Genomic DNA, 18,387 nt, shown 5'->3' with positions numbered 1-18,387 from the left:
GTAAGCGTCCATTTCTCACACGCTTGTCCGCTAGGAGCGGCATCTGATCTTTCTTCTCACGGTGCAATCCGCACAGATCTGAGGAGGTGTTGGTGTCGAAACGGAAGACGGCGAAACAGATAGAGCTTGAGGCTTTCTGGCGGGCTCATCACGATGCCTGGATGCGTAGCACGCTGAATCAGCGTGAATATTGCGAGGCGCATGGGTTACCGCTGAAGCGGTTCGGTAACTGGCGGGCCATATTCAAAACCGAAAAGTCTCGTGTGAGCGGAAAGGTGCTCTACCGGCGCGGCGGACAGCTTAGTCATATGACTGGTCATATGACGGATAAGGACATTCCGCCGCCTTCGAAATATCTGCCATCGCGCTCTGATGCGCCGAACGGCAAGCGCCAGTTCAGCCCTGAAGACAAGCGCCGCATCGTGGCCGAGACGGAAAAACCGGGCGGGACGGTCAGCGGCGTGGCGCGACGGTACAATATCGCTCAGCGCGTGCTGTTCCGCTGGAAGAATGAGCTATCCCCGTCAGAGGACAGTCCCACATTCCTTTCTGTTGAAGTAGAGAAAGACGCGAGTGGAGGGGGCGCGTCAGCAGGCGCCCCATCGCCGATAATCATAGAACGCGGAGCGCCTGGCATAGAGGTGGAACTTATCGGTGGGCGTCGAATCCGGTTTGACAAGGATGTCGATCCTGACCGTGTCCGGCAGCTTGTCTCTCTGCTTGAGGCAGACCTCTCATGATGCTGACGACATCAGGTCTGAAGGTGCACCTCGCCGTTGGGGTCACTGACATGCGAAAGGGTATAGATGGGCTCGCCATGCTGGTTCAGGGCGTGCTGGCGCAGGATCCGTTCTCTGGACATCTGTTCGCGTTCCGCGGTCGCAAGGCGAACCTGATCAAGATCCTCTACTGGGATGGGACCGGGCTCTGCCTCTTCTCGAAACGCCTGGAGAAAGGCGGTTTCCTGTGGCCGATGCAGACCGAGCAGGGTGCTGTGGTGAAGCTCAGCGCCCGGCAGCTCTCTGTCCTGCTTGAAGGCATCGACTGGCGATCCCCGGATGAGCGCTGGCGTCCTGATCGGGCGGGGTGAGACGCGGATGCGACCGATTGAATCAGGCCGCAGAAAGCTGTGCGGAACGAGCTGATTCCATCGTAAACTCCGTGCCATGGAGCTTGATCTCGCCGCCCTGCCTGAAGACGTGGATGTGCTGCATCGCATGATCCGCGAGATGGCTGCGGCGCGTGACAGCGAGCGTGCTGAAACACGGGCCGAGATCGAGCGGCTGCGCCAGATGGTGAAGACGCTGCAGCGCAGCCAGTTCGGTCGCCGGGCCGAGGGGCTTGATCCCGGCCAGCTCCAGCTTGGCCTGGAGGATCTGGACAGTGATGTGGCGCACCTTGAAGCCGCATCGCCAGACACACTGGTCGAAACTGGTCCGCGCCCAGCCCGCACCCGCGCGTTCAGTCTGCCAGAGCATCTGCCACGCGAGGATGTCGCGGTCGACACCGAGACCAGCGCCTGCCCATGTTGCGGCGGTGCGCTGCACTTCATCGGCGAAACCGTCAGCGAGATGCTGGATCATGTTCCAGCGCGACTGCGTGTCCTGCGGATGAAGCGCCCGCGCTATGGCTGCCGGGGCTGCGGGAAGATCCACCAGGCACCGGCCCCGGAACGCCCGATCGCAAAGGGGCTGGCCACGCCGGGCCTGCTCGCGCATGTCATCGTTAGCAAGTATTGCGATCACCTGCCGCTCTATCGCCAGTCGCAGATCTTTGCCCGCCAAGGTGTGAAGCTGAACCGATCAACGCTTGCCAACTGGGTGGGCGGGGCCAGCTGGTGGCTGGAAGCGCTGCATGAGCGGCTCGCAAGCCATGTCTTCAGCTCGAAGATGCTGTTCGCCGACGACACGCCGCTGCCTGTGCTCGATCCGGGCCGCGGGCGCACCCGAACAGGTCGGCTCTGGGTCTATGCCCGCGATAATCGACCGTGGAATGGGCCGGGGCCGCCAGCTGCTGTCTATATCTACAGCCCGGATCGGCGCGCCGAACGTCCGGAAACCCATCTCAAGGACTTCAGCGGTGTGCTGCAGGTCGATGGCTATGCCGGGTTCGAGCGACTGACCACGGGCGGGGATATCATGCTGGCCGCCTGCTGGGCGCATGCGCGGCGCAAGTTCTACGAGGTGCACCAGGCCACAGGCTCACCGATCGCGGCCGAAGCGTTGCAGCGGATCGCCGAGCTCTATGCTATCGACGCCACGATCCGTGGGCAGAGCGCGAACAAGCGTCGGATCGTGCGGGCCCGGAAATCCCGCCCGCTGGTCCGCGCGATGAAAGCCTGGCTGGAAACCGAACTCCAGCGCATCCCGCCGCGCAGCGGACTGGGCGACGCGATCCGCTATGCGCTCACCCGCTGGGACCAGCTCAGTCTGTTCCTTGAGGATGGCCGCATCGCCCTCGATACAAATACTGTCGAACGCGCTATCCGCCCGGTCGCGCTAGGACGCAAGAACCATCTGTTCGCCGGCTCGGAAGGCGGTGCACAGAGATGGGCCGTCATCGCTTCTCTCCTGACGACCGCCAAACTCAACGATGTCGAGCCCCACGCCTATCTGAGTGACGTTCTCGAGCGCCTAAGCCAAGGCCATCCGATGAGCCAGATCGATGATCTGCTACCCTGGAACTGGGCTGCATTACGCGCTGATGTGTAAGAACTGGACGCTTACACTTGCAATGACCAACCGCATTACAAAAAAACTCGTCACCTTTCGCAATCCATTCACACTGGGACGCGATGAAGAAGAATGGCCTGCAGGAAGCTATACAATAGAAACTGAGGAAGAGCCTCTGGAGTCAGTCTCCCTTCGAGGCTTTCGCAGGATACGGACGGCTATGATCGTCCGCTCGTTCACCGGAAGGTCTGGCGTAACGCGCTTTGTAGAAATCGATCACTCTGATCTGGATGCAGCACTGGCAGATGATCGCGAAGGCATCGAGCGCGCCGAAAATGAAGGAATGCAATCGTGACGACCAAGCACATTTCAAGCCTCGATAAAAAGTCGAGAAACTCGCTGACACGTAACTGGTCAAGGCGCTTTGCTGTCCCCACGAGAGCCTTTGCGGGCTTCTTCGTATTCTTTCTATGTCTCGCGACAAATCCAGCCCATGCTCAATCTTCGACCCTCTCAGCGGATGCGGCGCAGGAGCGATCTTACGGTTCAGGCTGGACCTGCAAGAGTGGATTCGAGCAGTCAGGTTCGGAATGTGTTCCGGTCGTGCCTCCCGAAAATGCCTACACAACCCAGGCGGCATATGGACGAGGCTTCGAATGCCACTATGGTTTCGAACGCGAGGGGGAAAACTGCCGTGCGGTCATCGTCCCCGAGGATGCGTTTCTGGACTATTCCGGGTCTCGATGGACCTGTGAACGTGGATATCGACGCGAACAGGATGGTTGTGTTGCCGTTCATGTCCCGGAAAATGCCTACCTTACCGATATTTCGTATGGCTCGGGCTGGGAGTGCGAACGGGGCTATATTGAAGACCGCCTGACATGTCGGCGTATTGAGCTTCCTGCTAATGCCTTTCTCACGAGCAGCAGATATGGATCAGGCTGGAAATGTGATCGGGGCTTCTTCCAGACGCCCACAAGCTGTGAACCCGTCACTATCCCCGCGAATGCTCATATCAACTATTCCGGCGATGGCTGGGACTGCAACCGTCCCTACAAGCAGGTGGGTGAAGCCTGCAGAATGCCTTGAGGGCTCTGTTTGAGGGCGCCTTGCGGTGCTCTCTGCCTGCCCCACACGGTTGGCGGCCCATGGTGCTTGCGTGATGGCAGAGGGGACACAATCGGCAATCTGAATAAAAGGAACAGGTTCACCTTATGACCATCCTCACAATATGGACGAGCCAGGCACCATGCTTTGCCCTGCCGCATCAGATTTTTCAGGTATTGAAAGTGAACCATATTGGAGGCGGCAGTTCTCCCGCCAGGCCTGCGCGGTCGCGAAATGATTGAACCTGTGCTCATGACCACAGTGCGGATAAGCACTTTCGATGGCCAAATCGGTCTCACGAACGCAACAGGCTTTTTCTTCGAGCAAGGCGGAGTTCTGCAGCTTATCTCATCTCGCCATGTCGTTTTTGAGGAACCCTCGGGTCACACGCCGGACCGGATCGAGATTGAACTGCATGTGTCTCTCGATGACCTTGGGCAGTCGATAAATTTTTCAATACCTCTTTACAGGAATGGAAAGAACGTCTGGCGCGAGATCAAGGACAGTGCGGGCTGGGTTGATTTCGTAGCGATAGACATCGACAAGGACGCTTTGCCGGAAACGTTCTTTTACACTGCATTTTCACCTGCCCATCTTGTGTCGTCGAGCGAGCGTATCGAGATTGGCTCGACACTGCTTGTGGTCGGCTACCCGCTTGGCTTCGAGGATACGCTTCACCATCTTCCGGTTGCGCGCCAGGCGGGACTGGCCTCCTCCTATGGTCTGCGTTTCAAGGGGCAGGGTTACTTTCTGGTCGATGCAAGAACGCATCGAGGCATAAGTGGTGCACCAGTTGTGATGCAGAACCCGAAGGCGGGCCCGGATGACCCGCTTCCGTGGCGCCTGCTTGGTGTGCATTCATCCCGTCTTGAGGCCTTCTCAAGAGACCCTGTGCATGATGAGATCCTTGGGCTGAACGCGGTTTGGTATGCTGATGCGCTCACAGCTTTAATCGAATGATCCTGTTATCATCAGCTAATTATGGGGCTCCAAGCCAAAATACCTACCGCAAACCCCGACTAGAATGGAAAGAACACAGGGATTGTTGCAACGGCGGAAGCTCCAACCAGCACATTCATGGGGACACCGATCTTAAGGAAGTCGGCGAATTTGTAGTTGCCGGCGCCATAGACCAGCGTATTGGTCTGATACCCGATTGGGGTTGCGAAGCTCGCGCTGGCCCCGAGCATGACTGCTACAACGAACGGCCGCGGCTCGACGCCTATTTGCGTTGCCAACCCGATTGCCAACGGAGTTACGACAACTGCGACGGCGTTGTTGGTGACCGCTTCCGTCAACACTGAGGAAAGTGCATAGACGGCTGCCAGTGCCACGATCGGAGGCAGTGTCTCAAGAGTTGGCGCAATCAGCCTGACAATAAGGGCGACCGCGCCTGAGTGCTCAAGTCCGGCACCGACAATCAGCATTGAGAATATCAGGACCAGGACACCTGCATCGATCGATGCCCATGCCTCATCACTGTCAATGCAGTTGAGCAAGAGGATCGCTGCGACAGCAACCAATGCGAGCACGCTTATGTCAGCCGCTCCGGTAGCGGCGAGCACCACGACACTGATAAGTGCCATCATGGCGATCGGAGCCTTTCTTCGACGGAAGGCGCGACCTGCAGCGGGTGTAATCGCTGCCAGATCGCCCGCCTCCGTCAAGCGGGCAAAGCCTTCAGGAGTGCCTTCAAGAAGCAGTTTGTCGGCGGGGCGCAGAAGCTCGGTCGACAGGTCGGTGCTGAGATCTTCGCCATGACGATGGACGCCAAGGACGCGCAACCCATAACGATGGCCAATCCCAAGCTGAGCGACGCGCACAGCACGTTTTCTACGAGACAAGGTTACAATTGCCTCCGCCACGGTCAGATCGGGGCTATCTTCGGGTATCGGCCCCTCCCGCAAACCAACATCCAGGTTGCGGCGGTTTCTCAAGGTCAGCAGTTCGGAGGTCACCACAACAGCAATGATCCGGTCGCCATACTGGAGCACGTGGTCGCTCCGCACCTGAGGTTTTGTACCCGACCGGTTGCGAACCCCGACGATCTCTACACCCGGCCGGTTCAGGTCTTCAATTTCGCCAATTGGCCAGCCGATACCTTCGTAACCATGGCGCGGACGCAGTTCGGTCAGGAACGAAGGTTCCTCTGTGTCCCTGGACCCTCGTCGCTCTTTCCGGTCGGGTAGCAATAAAGGACTAAGGACAAGCAGGGAGAGGCCGCCGACGGCAGCGGCGATCAGGCCTACCGGAGTGATCTCAAGGATTGAGAACGGCTCCAATCCGGCTTCGCGGGCCACGCCGTCCACGAGAAGGTTTGTCGAGGTGCCGATCAGCGTACAGGTCCCGCCCAGAACGGCCATGTAGGAGAGCGGGATCAGCAGACGCGTTGCGGCCAGCTTGAGGCTTTGCGCCAAACGGACAGCAACCGGGATCAGAACAAGCACGACCGGCGTATTGTTCATAAGCGCCGATGACAGAAGCGCCGCGATCAGAAATGCAGCCAGGCCAAGCATCGGTCTTTGCTCGGCAGCGGCGACGACCCGGTTTGCCAGTGCATCGAGTAAACCGGTCCGGACTAGTGCACCGCTCATGATAAACATCGCGGCAATCGTAATCGGCGCTGGATTGGAGAAAGCCGCAAGGACATCCTCGGTCGGCACAAGGCCAAAGACGATAAAAAGTGCTGCAGCACCTGCTGCGGAAACCTCCGGAGCGAAGTGTTCTTGAAGAAAGCCGGCAAACAAGACGAGCAAGAGCCCGAGAGCAAGGTAGGGCTCGAAACCGCCGATGAAATCGATCAGGGCATTCTCCATGGTCTGACTGTCTGGAGATTCAATACCACATTCCGGGAGCAGGTGTCGGGATGAGGGCCTTCGACCAAGCGGTGCCTTGGTACGGCTCAAGCTGTTACATTGAAGAAGATGTACAGCTATCCGGTTCCAGGATCCTGTATGGTCTGAAGTGACCTGAGGCGTGCTACGCAATGGGTTGGCCAGGGCAGCCGGCCATTCTAGTGGAAGTTGGTGAGAGGCCCTGCTGACAATAGGGTATGTAAGTGCAATATATGCTGTTCCCTATCACTGCCGATTTCAGAAAACTTCTATTGTGAAACAAGATGGTCAGGCCTCGGGATAGAGGCGCGGGAAGAGTATTTCGGGCGCATCAGTTGGAAAGCGAAGCGAGACCGATCCCTTTGGGGTATCCGAAGCAAGGAGGCCGACTTCGATAAGATCGCCAAGGATACGCCGTGCCGTACGCTCCGGCAGGCCGGTAATACGAGATGCAGCGCCTCTCTCAAATTCACCGCGGACCAGTGCCTCCTCAAGGAGGAAGGCCGCTTCCGGTTTCAGTGTCTCGGAACGCTCGACCAGACGCTTCAGGCGCCCTGACAGATTGTCGAGGTCAAACAGGTCAGCCATGAATTCGATCTGATCGAGACAGACCTTGAGAAACCAGGCCGTGTACTCTGTCAGTGCCCTGAGAGACAGGTTGCCTCTGCCGTCGAGATCTCCCTGTCTGGGGCTGTCGGCATAGTCCATCATCCTCTTGTAGTCGGTGCGGCTTTCGAGGCCGCGCGCCAGTCCCCGTGAAATCGACCAGAGACCATGGGCGCCGATATCCGCCTTGGCGGCCATGGCGTGGCTCATGAGGCGGCTGACCCGGCCATTCCCGTCAGGGAAGGGGTGGATATAGTTAAAGCGGTGGTGAGCGGTCGCCATTGAAAGAATGCGTGCAGCCTGACCCATGCGCTCGAAAGCAAAGCGGCTTTCGAAATAGGTCATAAAGTCAGCGACGCGTTCGCTTGAAGGCGGGATATGCCGGCCAACCGAAACATCATGTTGCTTTTGGGATCGCCATTCCCCCGGCGTCATAATGAATTCCGCACTGTCGCTCTTTATACGCAGCATCTCATCCGGTGCATCCTCATAGAACTCGCGGTGCAGCCAGAGGATGAAATCTCTGGACGCCGGTTCAGGCAGTTCTCCGGTGGATGCCAATCGGTCAACTTCCGCCTGGACGCGCACATGAGCGGCCGCTTCGATCTGAAGGTTTCTCCGTCCTTCGTTTTCGTCGAAATCACCGGCCAGCGCACGTTCGATATCGCGCGGGCGCGTATCATGTCCCTCGATCAGATTACTGTAATAGGTGTTCATCAGGCGAACGAGGGAAGCTAGGTTGGCTGCCGTCAGCGGGTGAAGTTTCGCACCCAGCACTGCGGATTTGGCCGCGACTTCGGCGACGAGATCCGCAATGGCTTCGGGGGTTTGCTCAAGCCTGGCCGGTTCTATGCGGCTTGGTGTTTCGAGGAGGCTGTTGGCCGAAGTCAAAACTAATAAAACCTATAAAAAATAGCCAGTTAATCAAGTTGGGCGGGGATGTTGGCCGATGCTGTGGCCGATCTTAGCTTGAGTTGATGTGGTAGCGCAATGGCCGATATTAAAATTCTTTAGCATTCTGTTTTTATTGCGAATAAAGGCGTGAATCTGGAATATTGGCCGAAGGGCTGGCCGATGTTTTCGTGGCTGCCGAAGCTTCGATCATTGGTCGAACTCTCCTTATCGGCAGCGCTCAATCCAATATCCTTTAATAGGGCATGCAGCTTATTAAAGGATAAGGATCCGAGCTGATGTGGTCAGGGCAGCCACAGTAGTCGTGTCAGGTGCGCCCATGTTTGAGTGGACATAAAAAGCAAATAAAACAATTAGTTACGCCAGCACGTGTGCGCATCGTTCGATTGTCATCTGTGAAATATAAAATTAAATCAGTGTATTAGAAGATTTCGGTTTGCACACGATGCCTGTGAATCTCATAAGCTGAAGAAAATAAAATGAATAAAAACAATGATATAGATCGACGATTTTCCACTGCGCCCATGATGGACTGGGCTGAAAGGTGATTAAATACAAAGCCTTGTGGGCCTTCGTGTGCGCTCCGTGTGCAGTGGTTTTTACAAAAAAATCCCGCTACCGACAATTAGGCGCAAAGAAATCGAACGATACTTGAGACTTCATTTCAGCTCTCCAAATGCCTCTATCGTGTACAAAATTGGGCCTCTGCGCAGCGCGCTGAATGAAGACAAACTCTATCGCCACCACTGATTAAATTCAGTCGCTTGCTGGAGTTTGCTCGCCCTTTCCGGGTTTGGCATTTCCCGCTCGCTTCTCACCTTGGGCCACTCGTAAGTCACTCTTGATAGCGGCGTGGTGGCGTTCCGGCATGCGGGAGAGCAAATGCAAATCTGCCTCGCTCGACTCCGTTTCAGAGAATGTCGACTTTGGGGCTGACGAGTATGTCGATGCCGCCGTCGATTTGCACTCGGTCGCTTGCCCAGTTTGCAATTGCGCGAAGCCACTTTCTTGTGAGCTTAGTGATGTCTTCTAAGCGCCACACATGCGTTAGAAGCGGTTCATCATAAGTCGGTATCGGTAGATGGTATCTCTCGCCATTACGTTCAACGCGGGCGCCAGAGACCTTAAGGGCCGTTGCTTCGATATCCCCGTGTGCCACGCGCTTATGACGTCCCTTTATTATCTTGTCGTGCAGCATCCTTTCATCGTCCGACAGGTCAAGCCCGACTGCCTTGGCTGACAGTTTCGGAAATCCATTGCCTTTTTGCCTTAGGAATGGACGGGCGTAGCAAACGACGAAGGCGGTATCATAGCACATGAATCTGCGTCGATAGGGCTTATCCTGGTACTGATCGGCGTCGATGTCCGAAAGAAAAATTAGCGCTGAATGCGCCTGTTCCAAGTCATGGATGTACTGAAAAGTTTGATCAGTTTTTTGTCGTTGGCAGTAAGCGTATTGGTCATCAGGAAAGTCGATCGCGCACTAAAACAAGTGGTTCGAAATCAAGCATTTACCAGCAACTCGTAAACAGCCTGTATGGCGACAGAAATTCCTGACCCTAATCGTCTTTGTTTTCTGTGCGGCGAGACGCTTGATTCCGGCCAACCGGTGAATGAAGAACATATTATACCGAGTTGGGTACTGGGTCGGTTCTCAAAAAACGGGCAGTTCGCAACGACACATGGGTTGCAGCGCGTTCGCCAACGCATGGGAAGTCACAAGTTACGTGTGCACAAAGCCTGCAACGATCTATTCGATCGCTTGCTGGAAAGGCCGATGTCACGGGACCGGTACACCCCTGAGCTGCTCTGGATTTGGTGCTTGAAAATCATAGTTGGCCTTCGCTTCTACGAATTTGGTCACGACCTTGATCGGACCCAACCGGGAAAGAGTCAAAACCAGACGCTGTGGGACTACGAGCAGGACCTGGAGGCGTTCTGGTATCTCTCTGAGCAGTTGCTACACGGAGGAGCATTCCAAAACACGCCAGTCTTTTCGATCATCGAGTTGGACTACCTGTTTGATGATCCCGATTTCTATTACACGCTCCATCATGAGTCGGGAGTCTTCTGGTTAGCTCTTCAGGAAAGAGCGTATCTGATCTTTTTCAACCGACTTCTCTCCGACGAGCAATTGGCCGAATATCAGGATTTGTGGATCAAAATACGAGATCGCGCCAATCAGTCCCACTCACCGCAGTTCGTCTACAATATGTATTGTGCGCGAGTGGCCGCCCATCAGTATTTTTCGTCGGCAAGCCGAAGCTTTGATTTTGCCCGTGGGGTTTGGGAGCCAGTTCACCCTGAATATTCGGAAGAACTCGAAGACGAGCTTTATGCCTTCTTCAGATTGCAGGTGACACGCAAAAATGGCGCGATCACAGAGTGGTACACCTTAACCGAACAATGATCCCAGCATGCCTGGCTTACACTAACTCGCCGATGATCAAATCGGTTGGCCTGTGAGGCGGTGGCGCACCCAGTCGCGGTCCTTGAACAGCTTCCGGCTACGTTCTGAGATGTTCAAATAGGCGTTGAGCGAGAACGTATCGACCGGTCGCAATTCATAGCCGTCATAAGTGGCCGCTGCGATGAACACGCCATTGGCGACATAATTGCCAAGATCCGTTCTGACGCCAAACTCTCGCGAAATGTTTTCTGCGGTGTGCTTCATTCCGTAGGATGAAGCATTGCGATTAAGCGTTTTCCGCCTGTCGCAATTCTGAAGAAAGAGAAGCGCCAATTCGAACTGGTCGCAACAGCGATCGTCGAAGAAGGCGGCGCGAGAGCGGGCCATTTCTTCCGTGTAGAGAGGTCCTGATCCGCCATAGCTGTCAGGTACGCCATATCCGTGCGTTGTCAGACGCCAATTGGTCTTAAGCAAAGGTTCGATGCACGCTCTGATAACTGCACGTCGAAATGTTCGGGGCGCTGGCTGCACGCTGTGCGCTATGAAGTATTGCTCAAACGCGGCGTCATTAAGTTCGACTGATAGCGGGCCGTTTTGAAGTGCGGACAGGAGCGCTGCATGGGTCTTGAAGTCGATCCCTCTTGCAAATGCTTCGATCCGGACAGAAGGTTTGGAACTTGGAAACGCCTCACGGAGGCGTCGCTTGATCGCAGGCAGGCGATCAGCATCTAGATGGAGTTTCATAGCAGAATCCTTGTTTGCTCTGCGCTGCCAATCACCGTTTAATTCGCAGCGCGCAAAAAAGGCTTCGCTGTAAGTGGAGGGTCTTTATTGAAGCAGTTTAACTCGGTGACAGGTTAGGTGCTTCGGTCCTGAGTCGAGTATAGGATACTGATTCACCCGGTTCAACGCCACGCGCAGTTACTTCTAACCGCTCTTCCTGGAATCTTGAACAATCCAAAATTCATCGCGCATGGGGCGATGAATTCGCGAAGACTCAAGAATTCTCTTGCAAAAATATTGAAATATCTGTATTTCATCGCCCATGAGGCGTCAAAAATCGGAAAAACTAAGAGATCTGCTGAATGAGCTGCCCCATGGCTATCTGCTCGATACCAAGACGCTCTCCCGGTACGATATCGACTACCGGCTGGCGCACAAATACATCAAGCACGGATGGTTGGAGCAGGTAGCGCGCGGGCTGTATCGGCGTCCTTACGGATCGGGCGGTCACGCCGGTAATGAAGTCACGGACTGGCGAACCATCACGCTGTCCATGATCTTCATGGGCTACAAGGTCCACCTTGGCGGCATGACGGCGCTCTCCCTTGAGGGATACGACCATTATCTTCCGGTGGGCGGACCTTCCATTATCTATCTCTATGGCGATGATATTCCGACATGGTTGAAGCGCGTCCCGTCAAACGTGTCGATCTTGACTCGAAGCCTGAAACTGTTCTCCGAACCTGAAATGGGTGTCGACGATATGCCGTCGGCGTTTGCAGGTGACACAAAATCTGCATTCACGCCATCGGACTTAGCCATGCGCATATCACACCCCGAGCGTGCCATACTAGAAGCGCTCGCAGAGGTGCCCGGGACCGTGACGTTTCACAAGCTAGATGTGGCATTCGAGTCTCTGACTCAGTTAAGGCCTGCCCGACTGCAGTCGCTTCTGAGCGCTTGCACCAGCGTCAAGGTTAAGCGGCTGTTCTTCGTTTTCGCCGATCGCCACGCGCATGCCTGGCGCAAATATCTTGCGGCTGAAGATTTTGATCTCGGCTCCGGCTCTCGCGAGCTTGTCAAAGGCGGCAAGTACCATCCCGCCTATCATATCTCCGTGCCAGCCGAATTCATCGAATCCGCTGAAGGCGAGAGCGACGATGGCCCGTGAACAATATGAAGACCAGGTGCGTCTTCTCGTACGCCTGTTGCCGCTCCTGGCCGCGGAATCCGATTTCGCGCTCAAGGGCGGCACAGCGATCAATCTTTTCCACCGCGACCTGCCGCGCTTATCGGTTGATATCGACCTGACATATCTGCCCGTCAAACCGCGTGACGAAAGCCTTGATGAAATTCGGGTCGCCATGGACCGTCTAGTCGATGGTGCAGTTCGGATCCAAGGCGTTCAGGCGAGGGCTATCGCTGGCGGCGGAGGTGGCGCAACGCGTATTCTAGCGCGCGCTGGCGCTGCGACCGTAAAGATTGAGACCTCACCGGTAATGCGCGGCGTTGTCTTTGATCCGAAAGTCATGCGCGTCTCGCCATCCGTTGAAGAGGTGTTCGGCTTCGTCGAGGCCCGGATCGTGTCTTTCGAAGATCTGTTCGGCGGTAAGCTTCATGCCGCGCTGGACCGGCAGCATCCGCGCGATCTCTATGACGTACGTCTGCTCTATGAAAATGAAGGCCTGACCGATCCGCTGTTCGCGGCCTTTCTTGTGTATCTCGCATGTTCCGGCCGACCGCCGCATGAGCTCCTCGATCCTGGCCTGCCTGACATCGAGCCGATTTATCAGAATGAGTTCGTCGGCATGACGCACGAGCCAGTTGCGATAGAGACGCTTCTGGAAACGAGAGAACGTTTGATTGACGACATCCGCCAACGCCTGACGGGAAAGACTGCTGCCTACCTCCGCTCGCTGCATGAAGGCGACGCAGACTTCGGTTTGATCGGCTTACCCGACGCTGCCGACCTTCCGGCGGTGCGGTGGAAACTGCACAACATCGAGCGTTTGAAAGCGAACGATCCGGACAAACACCGTGAGCACGGAGACCGGCTCGCCGCGCTCTTACAATGAATGTCGCGCGCATTTCGTTGATTGAAACGAAACGTGAACCGACATACAAATCGCTTATGAAGGCGAGAAGCGGTCGATACGTCTTCCTTGAAAGCTGTCGTCCATGCCGCCGCACCCTGTCCGCGTGAAGTGAAGCAGGCCATGATCGACTGGTGGGGCCCAATTATTCATGAGTACTATGCAGGGTCTGAAGCGAACGGAATGACATTTGTTCGCGCCGATGAATGGCTTTGCCACCCTGGAACTGTTGGGAAAGCGATCCTCGGCAAGCTTCATATTTGCGACGAGGCCGGACAGGTCCTGCCGCCCGGGATGGAAGGACTTGTCTATTTTGAAGGCGGCAATTCGTTCACCTATCACAACGATCCTGAGAAAACCGCCGAGAGCCGCAACGCCAGTGGGTGGTCCACCTTGGGCGACATAGGCCGTGTTGATGGAGACGGTTATCTATTCCTGACGGACCGAAAGGGCTTCATGATAATTTCTGGCGGGGTAAACATCTATCCGCAAGAGATTGAGAACCACCTGATTACGCATCCTGATATCCTGGATGTCGCGGTAATCGGCGGGCCCGATCCCGACATGGGTGAGAAAGTTGTTGCCGTCGTAGAACTCAGCGACCCGTCCCAGGCCAGCCCAGCCAAGGCGGAAGAGATTCGGGATTTCGCGAGATCAGCATTGTCCGGCGTAAAAATCCCAAGACAGATAGACTTTATCGAAAAGTTGCCGCGTGCAGCGACCGGGAAAATCTTCAAGAGCGAACTGCGATCAAGTTACTGGCCGGCTGATCGTGAAACGCGCTGATATTAAGCCTCCCATCCATGCGGATCGGTCGCCCGTTCTGTGCTTGAAGGGCGCTGCGGCGTGCCCTGGTACGGCGTTACCGGTTCGGGGCTCGCGCAATAGTGGAGGCTTGATCGCTTGATTGCGCGGCTGCCTGAGGGATATGACACGATTATCGGAGAGCCCGGCCTTCTGCTGGCCGACGAGGCTACCTCGGCCCTCGATCCGGAGACCGAAAAAGACCTCGCCGCGTGCCTGATCCGCGGCGGGGCACGGACCACGACCCTTCTCGTTGCCCACCGCCTGACGCCCCTTCAGGCTTAACCCGCCGGACGGCGCGTGCTGTCGACGATCCTCGAACGGACTGGTTTTCGGCTTCCGCTGCCGGAAAACGAGACTCTGCTTATCGCACTCTTTTCAAATGCTGCGATGCATTCCTGTACTTCTCCCGCATGGCAGGTTTGGAAAGCTTGCCAGTCGCCGTCCGGGGCATCGGCTCGCGCTCGATGGCAACGAAACGTGGCACCTTATAGTCTGCGAGCCTCTCGTTGCAGTGGGCGATCAGGGCGGGCACATCGACCTCGCCGCGTGTGTGAACAATCGCAAGCGGCGTTTCGCCGAATTTTTCGTCCGTGGCGGCGATGACCATGCATTCCTCGATGCCATTGCCAAAAGTCAGAACCGCGCGCTCGACCTCGGCCGCAGAAATATTGAGGCCACCGGAGATTATGAGATCCTTCATGCGGTCCACGAAGGTCAGCAGGCCATCTTCATCCATCGTTCCAAGGTCGCCGGAATACAGCCATCCTTCCTTGATCGTCTTGGCCGTCTCTTCGGGATTGTTCCAGTATTCCAGCATGTTTCCAGGGCCGCGCATGACGATCTGTCCGACCGTGTTCGGGGGAACCCGATTGCCATCCTCGTCGACGATGGCAATTTCATTGAACAAGCCGCCCATTCCGCATTTCTGGGGCTGTTTTCGGGCGAGATGTTCGGGCATGACGGTTCCGTTGCCACCGCACTCCGTCTGCCCGTAAATCTGGCGAACGACGATGCCTTTCTTCATCCACGTATCCTGGAGAGCTTGTGTGACGGGCGCGCCGCCGCATGTCGCAAGCGTGATGCTGGAGAGGTCGGCATCCTCGAATTCCGGAAGTTTTGAAATGGCCTCGAAAAAGACCGGTACAGCGCCGAATCCGTTTATTTTCTTCTCCACGAGCGTCCTGAGAAAGCTCCTGGGCTCGAAAACGCTGAGAAAATGGAGGCTGCAGCCCAGGACCGTATAGTGGGTCAGCTGGACAAAGCCGGCGGATGTGCTGAGCGGAGCCGGGATGATGACCCGCGAACCATTGCCGAGACTTCGATCCTCAAGGGCGTGGGTCGCAACATATCCGGTCATGGTGCGGTGTGAGAAGACGACGCCTTTCGGTTTCGCCGTCGAGCCGCTCGTGGAAATGATGACGACCTTGTCATCGGGATGGGGGCGGTGTTCGAGCTGTGCACGTTCCCCATGGCGCCGTTCGTTGACCTTGCCAAGCCGTTCGGTCCGGACATCGATCCCGCCGAATTTTCCAATCCGTTCCCCGTCAGCGAAGACGAGGTGTGGGCTCGTATCCTCGACCAGCTCTCCAAGCTCGTGAGAGGTGTAGCGCATGTTGAGGGGAACCACGATGCCGCCGGCGCGGATGATCCCGAGAATCAGCACGCAATACTGCAGCGAGTTGCCGGCGCAGATGCCGACCCGGTCGCCGGCCGACAGACCGGTCTCGATCAACAGTCCTGCAATCCGTTCGGACCAGTCGTGATATTCCCTGTACGTAGCGCGGTCGTCGCCGAAATCCAGGGCGATCGTATCGGGGCTGACGCGCGCCCACCAGTGAATGGCGTCGGTGATCGTTTGCAAGGCGGCCTCCCGGGCGGCGCTGCGAGCCACGGCAATAGGCCGCTGCGCCCTTTTTATCTATTTTCGATAGTTAGCGTAAAAAGACCGGTGCGGGCAATCGGTCCCTGACCGGTTTGCCCGCACCGAGGTACGGAGGTAAGCCACTACAGGCGGCTTTCGAGGAGATCGTAAAAGGTCAGGATCGTTTCTTCGAGGCCGCTATAGACAACCGTGTCCAGTGCGCCGGTTTCGAGCCCCGCCTGCGACATCTCGGCCGCCCAGAAGTCCTCGCCCCCGAACACGTCAAGGATCAGGTCATAGGATTTGCTGTAGAGCGCTTCGGCCTTCTCGGAAGAGGGCGCCTCGGGAGTCAGCATGAAGTAGTCGACAATCGTCCGGCCTGGCCCGCGCGGCATGAGCAGCATGACGCTGATATAGTAGGGGCTGGTCACCACAACGCAGTTGGGAAAGACCTGATAGGCGTGGGTGACGGTCTTGTGGATGTTTTCTTCCTCGTCATTCAGGGCATCTGGCGTAAAATTTACCTTGCCAGAAATCTGACGGATACTCAGGCCAAAGACGTCGGTCACGTTCGGCACATCTGCGAAGAGCTGGCCGATGGAATTCCGGTGAAGACGCTGGACGTGATAGCCTTCCAGGAAGGGCTCGAGAACGACCTTCCAGTTGGCTTTGAGGTCAAAGGTCTTCCGCCCGTAAACATGCGCGGACGGAATCCCCATGGCCGTAAAATCCTCGTCGATCTGCGCGTGAAGACTGGTCCAGTCTTCATCGGCATCCCGGTCCAGGATGGCCCATACGAGGCCGGCATGCTCCCGGCTTGGAAGTTCTGCAAGGTTGCGCGTGTGCTTTTCGAAATTTCTGAATGTTTCGTCGCGCGCGACCGCCACCAGCTTGCCGTCCAGAGCATAGGTCCAGGCATGGTAGGGACATGTCAGACGATTTTGCTTCTGGACCTCGCAGCCGTCGAGGATCTTGGATCCCTTGTGCTGACAGGCGTTCAGGAAAACATGGAGGCGGCCCTCTTTCGTGCGCGTCAGAAGGAGCGGTACGCCGTAGCCATCGTGAGCCATCGCCGTGCCGGGCTCCAGCAAGGTCGAAAGCGTGATCGGCACGGGCATAGTGAGGAATATCCGTTGCTGCTCATGCTGGAAGCGGTCCTCACCGGTGAAGATGGACACGGGCCGATGCGCTTCCAGTTCGGGCGTCGGCGCTGCATCGTGAGGCGGAATCTTTCGGATGGCCTCGATCTGGCTGGATGTGAGCGTATCCAGTGTTGGCTTGATGGGATTGCGCGCCCTGACTGGCTTGATCTGGTTCATCGGCTTTCCCCTACGGTCAAACATTAATCTATATTCTTTAGATTAATTGGGGCAACGTGGTGGCGTCAACTGAAAATAAGCAAAAATTGCTATAAGCCGAGCTGGCCCTTGGCGAGGATGTTGCGCTGGATCTCGTTGGAGCCGGCATAGATGGAGCCGGCGCGGTCATTGAGGTATTTCGGCGCGACCGTGACCAGGCTGTCGGGGCCGACCAGGCCCTGATTGGTCGGATGACGCGTGACCACGGGGCCGCCGGTTTCGGTATGCTCGGGCTGGAAGGGCTCGACATGGAGCCCGGCGATATCGAGTGCGATTTCGGTGATATGCTGGCTAAGCTCGGTGCCTTTGACCTTCATCATCGAGGCCTTCAGCCCCGGCGTGCCGCCATTCGACAGCTCCGACATCATCATCAGCTCGGCGGCCTCGAGCGCGCTGGCGCGCATCTCGGCAGAGGTCAGCCGGGCCTCGATACCAGGCTCCAGGGCGCCCAGATCGCGGGCCGTGCCCCGCAGGGCGGCCAGCCTCTGCAGCAGGCGCGGGCCATAGGACGAGCCGCCGCGCTCGAACTCGAGCAGGTATTTCGCGACCGTCCAGCCCTTGTCGACCTCGCCGATGACATTCGATTTCGGCACGCGCACATCGTCGAAGAAGACAGCATTCTGGATGTGCTCGCCCGACAGCATGATGATCGGATCGACGGTGACGCCGGGCGCGGTCATGTCGATGAGGATGAAGGTGATGCCCTGTTGCGGCTTGCCGGAGGCGTCGGTGCGCACCAGGCAGAACATCATGTTCGCTTCATGCGCGTGCGTCGTCCAGATCTTCGAGCCATTGCAGATGAAGGCGTCGCCATCGTCTTCGGCCGACATGGTGAGGGCCGCGAGGTCGGAGCCGGCATGCGGCTCGGAATAGCCCTGGCACCAGAAGTCTTCGCCCGACAGGATACGTGGCAGGTAATGCGCCTTCTGCTCGTCCGAGCCATGCCCGATCAGGGCCGGGCCGCACATGCCGATGCCCATGGGCGAGAGCGGCGGGGCGCCGGC

17 protein-coding genes and 1 pseudogene are annotated in these 18,387 nt (G+C 56.9%); 11 read left to right on the top strand and 7 right to left on the bottom strand.

Going from position 1 to position 18,387, the window contains the following annotated elements:
• Window positions 1-92 precede the first annotated feature (92 nt).
• The 6 genes from tnpA to B8784_RS19330 all read left to right on the top strand — a co-directional run bounded on the left by tnpA (window position 93) and on the right by B8784_RS19330 (window position 4,739).
• Complete coding sequence (gene tnpA, locus B8784_RS19345; RefSeq protein WP_143435299.1) at window positions 93-740, top strand: IS66-like element accessory protein TnpA; 648 nt, start codon at window positions 93-95, stop codon at window positions 738-740.
• The gene (tnpB, locus tag B8784_RS19340) at window positions 737-1,090 is read left to right on the top strand and encodes an IS66 family insertion sequence element accessory protein TnpB (protein WP_084396522.1); all 354 of its coding nucleotides are present in this window, start codon (window positions 737-739) and stop codon (window positions 1,088-1,090) included. The genes tnpA and tnpB overlap by 4 nt, the downstream gene beginning before the upstream one ends.
• Before the next feature lie 76 nt (window positions 1,091-1,166).
• A complete protein-coding gene (gene tnpC / locus B8784_RS19335; RefSeq protein WP_084396523.1) occupies window positions 1,167-2,711 on the top strand; it encodes an IS66 family transposase in 1,545 nt (514 codons plus the stop codon).
• 22 nt (window positions 2,712-2,733) lie between these two features.
• Entirely contained in the window at window positions 2,734-3,027 is a 294-nt protein-coding gene (locus B8784_RS21445; RefSeq protein ID WP_143435637.1) for a hypothetical protein, read from the top strand.
• On the top strand, window positions 3,024-3,761 hold the full coding sequence (locus B8784_RS21440) for a hypothetical protein (protein ID WP_143435636.1): 738 nt from the start codon (window positions 3,024-3,026) through the stop codon (window positions 3,759-3,761). The genes B8784_RS21445 and B8784_RS21440 overlap by 4 nt, the downstream gene beginning before the upstream one ends.
• Window positions 3,762-4,013: 252 nt before the next feature.
• On the top strand, window positions 4,014-4,739 hold the full coding sequence (locus B8784_RS19330; protein WP_084399720.1) for a trypsin-like peptidase domain-containing protein: 726 nt from the start codon (window positions 4,014-4,016) through the stop codon (window positions 4,737-4,739).
• Between the two features lie 59 nt (window positions 4,740-4,798).
• Here B8784_RS19330 and B8784_RS19325 read toward each other — a convergent pair whose 3' ends face one another.
• The 3 genes from B8784_RS19325 to B8784_RS19315 all read right to left on the bottom strand — a co-directional run bounded on the left by B8784_RS19325 (window position 4,799) and on the right by B8784_RS19315 (window position 9,533).
• Window positions 4,799-6,595 carry an SLC13 family permease gene (locus B8784_RS19325; RefSeq protein ID WP_084399718.1) on the bottom strand — a complete coding sequence of 599 codons (1,797 nt, stop codon included), beginning with the start codon at window positions 6,593-6,595 and terminating at the stop codon, window positions 4,799-4,801.
• A gap of 306 nt (window positions 6,596-6,901) precedes the next feature.
• Entirely contained in the window at window positions 6,902-8,110 is a 1,209-nt protein-coding gene (locus tag B8784_RS19320; protein WP_084399716.1) for a Fic family protein, read from the bottom strand.
• A gap of 931 nt (window positions 8,111-9,041) precedes the next feature.
• The gene (locus B8784_RS19315; protein ID WP_084399714.1) at window positions 9,042-9,533 is read right to left on the bottom strand and encodes a hypothetical protein; all 492 of its coding nucleotides are present in this window, start codon (window positions 9,531-9,533) and stop codon (window positions 9,042-9,044) included.
• A gap of 135 nt (window positions 9,534-9,668) precedes the next feature.
• Between B8784_RS19315 and B8784_RS19310 the strand changes: the two genes are divergently transcribed.
• A complete protein-coding gene (locus B8784_RS19310; protein ID WP_143435635.1) occupies window positions 9,669-10,541 on the top strand; it encodes a hypothetical protein in 873 nt (290 codons plus the stop codon).
• Between the two features lie 36 nt (window positions 10,542-10,577).
• Here the strand turns inward: B8784_RS19310 and B8784_RS21435 are convergent, their stop codons facing one another.
• The gene (locus tag B8784_RS21435; protein WP_143435634.1) at window positions 10,578-11,285 is read right to left on the bottom strand and encodes a hypothetical protein; all 708 of its coding nucleotides are present in this window, start codon (window positions 11,283-11,285) and stop codon (window positions 10,578-10,580) included.
• Window positions 11,286-11,586: 301 nt separating this feature from the next.
• On the opposite strand from B8784_RS21435, the gene B8784_RS19300 reads away from it, so the two are divergent.
• From B8784_RS19300 to B8784_RS19285, 4 genes and pseudogenes are all read left to right on the top strand, one after another.
• Window positions 11,587-12,435, top strand: a complete 849-nt coding sequence (locus B8784_RS19300) for a type IV toxin-antitoxin system AbiEi family antitoxin domain-containing protein (protein ID WP_084399708.1) — start codon at window positions 11,587-11,589, stop codon at window positions 12,433-12,435.
• Complete coding sequence (locus B8784_RS19295) at window positions 12,425-13,339, top strand: nucleotidyl transferase AbiEii/AbiGii toxin family protein (protein WP_084399706.1); 915 nt, start codon at window positions 12,425-12,427, stop codon at window positions 13,337-13,339. The genes B8784_RS19300 and B8784_RS19295 overlap by 11 nt, the downstream gene beginning before the upstream one ends.
• Window positions 13,340-13,402: 63 nt before the next feature.
• Window positions 13,403-14,143 (top strand): annotated as a pseudogene (locus tag B8784_RS19290) (AMP-binding enzyme); the annotation flags it as partial.
• Window positions 14,144-14,260: 117 nt separating this feature from the next.
• Window positions 14,261-14,446 (top strand): P-loop NTPase family protein, encoded by a 186-nt coding sequence (locus B8784_RS19285; protein ID WP_084399704.1) that lies wholly within the window; start codon window positions 14,261-14,263, stop codon window positions 14,444-14,446.
• A 79-nt stretch (window positions 14,447-14,525) separates the two neighbouring features.
• Here the strand turns inward: B8784_RS19285 and B8784_RS19280 are convergent, their stop codons facing one another.
• From B8784_RS19280 to B8784_RS19270, 3 genes are all read right to left on the bottom strand, one after another.
• Window positions 14,526-16,025, bottom strand: a complete 1,500-nt coding sequence (locus B8784_RS19280; RefSeq protein WP_084399722.1) for a class I adenylate-forming enzyme family protein — start codon at window positions 16,023-16,025, stop codon at window positions 14,526-14,528.
• A gap of 143 nt (window positions 16,026-16,168) precedes the next feature.
• Complete coding sequence (locus tag B8784_RS19275; RefSeq protein WP_084399702.1) at window positions 16,169-17,344, bottom strand: aromatic ring-hydroxylating oxygenase subunit alpha; 1,176 nt, start codon at window positions 17,342-17,344, stop codon at window positions 16,169-16,171.
• Window positions 17,345-17,433: 89 nt separating this feature from the next.
• On the bottom strand, window positions 17,434-18,387 hold a 954-nt coding region (locus tag B8784_RS19270; protein WP_084399700.1), incomplete at its 5' end, for an acyl-CoA dehydrogenase family protein.

The organism is Henriciella aquimarina, from assembly GCF_002088975.1.
Lineage (GTDB): Bacteria > Pseudomonadota > Alphaproteobacteria > Caulobacterales > Hyphomonadaceae > Henriciella > Henriciella aquimarina.
This window is presented reverse-complemented; position numbering and strand designations above follow the sequence as displayed.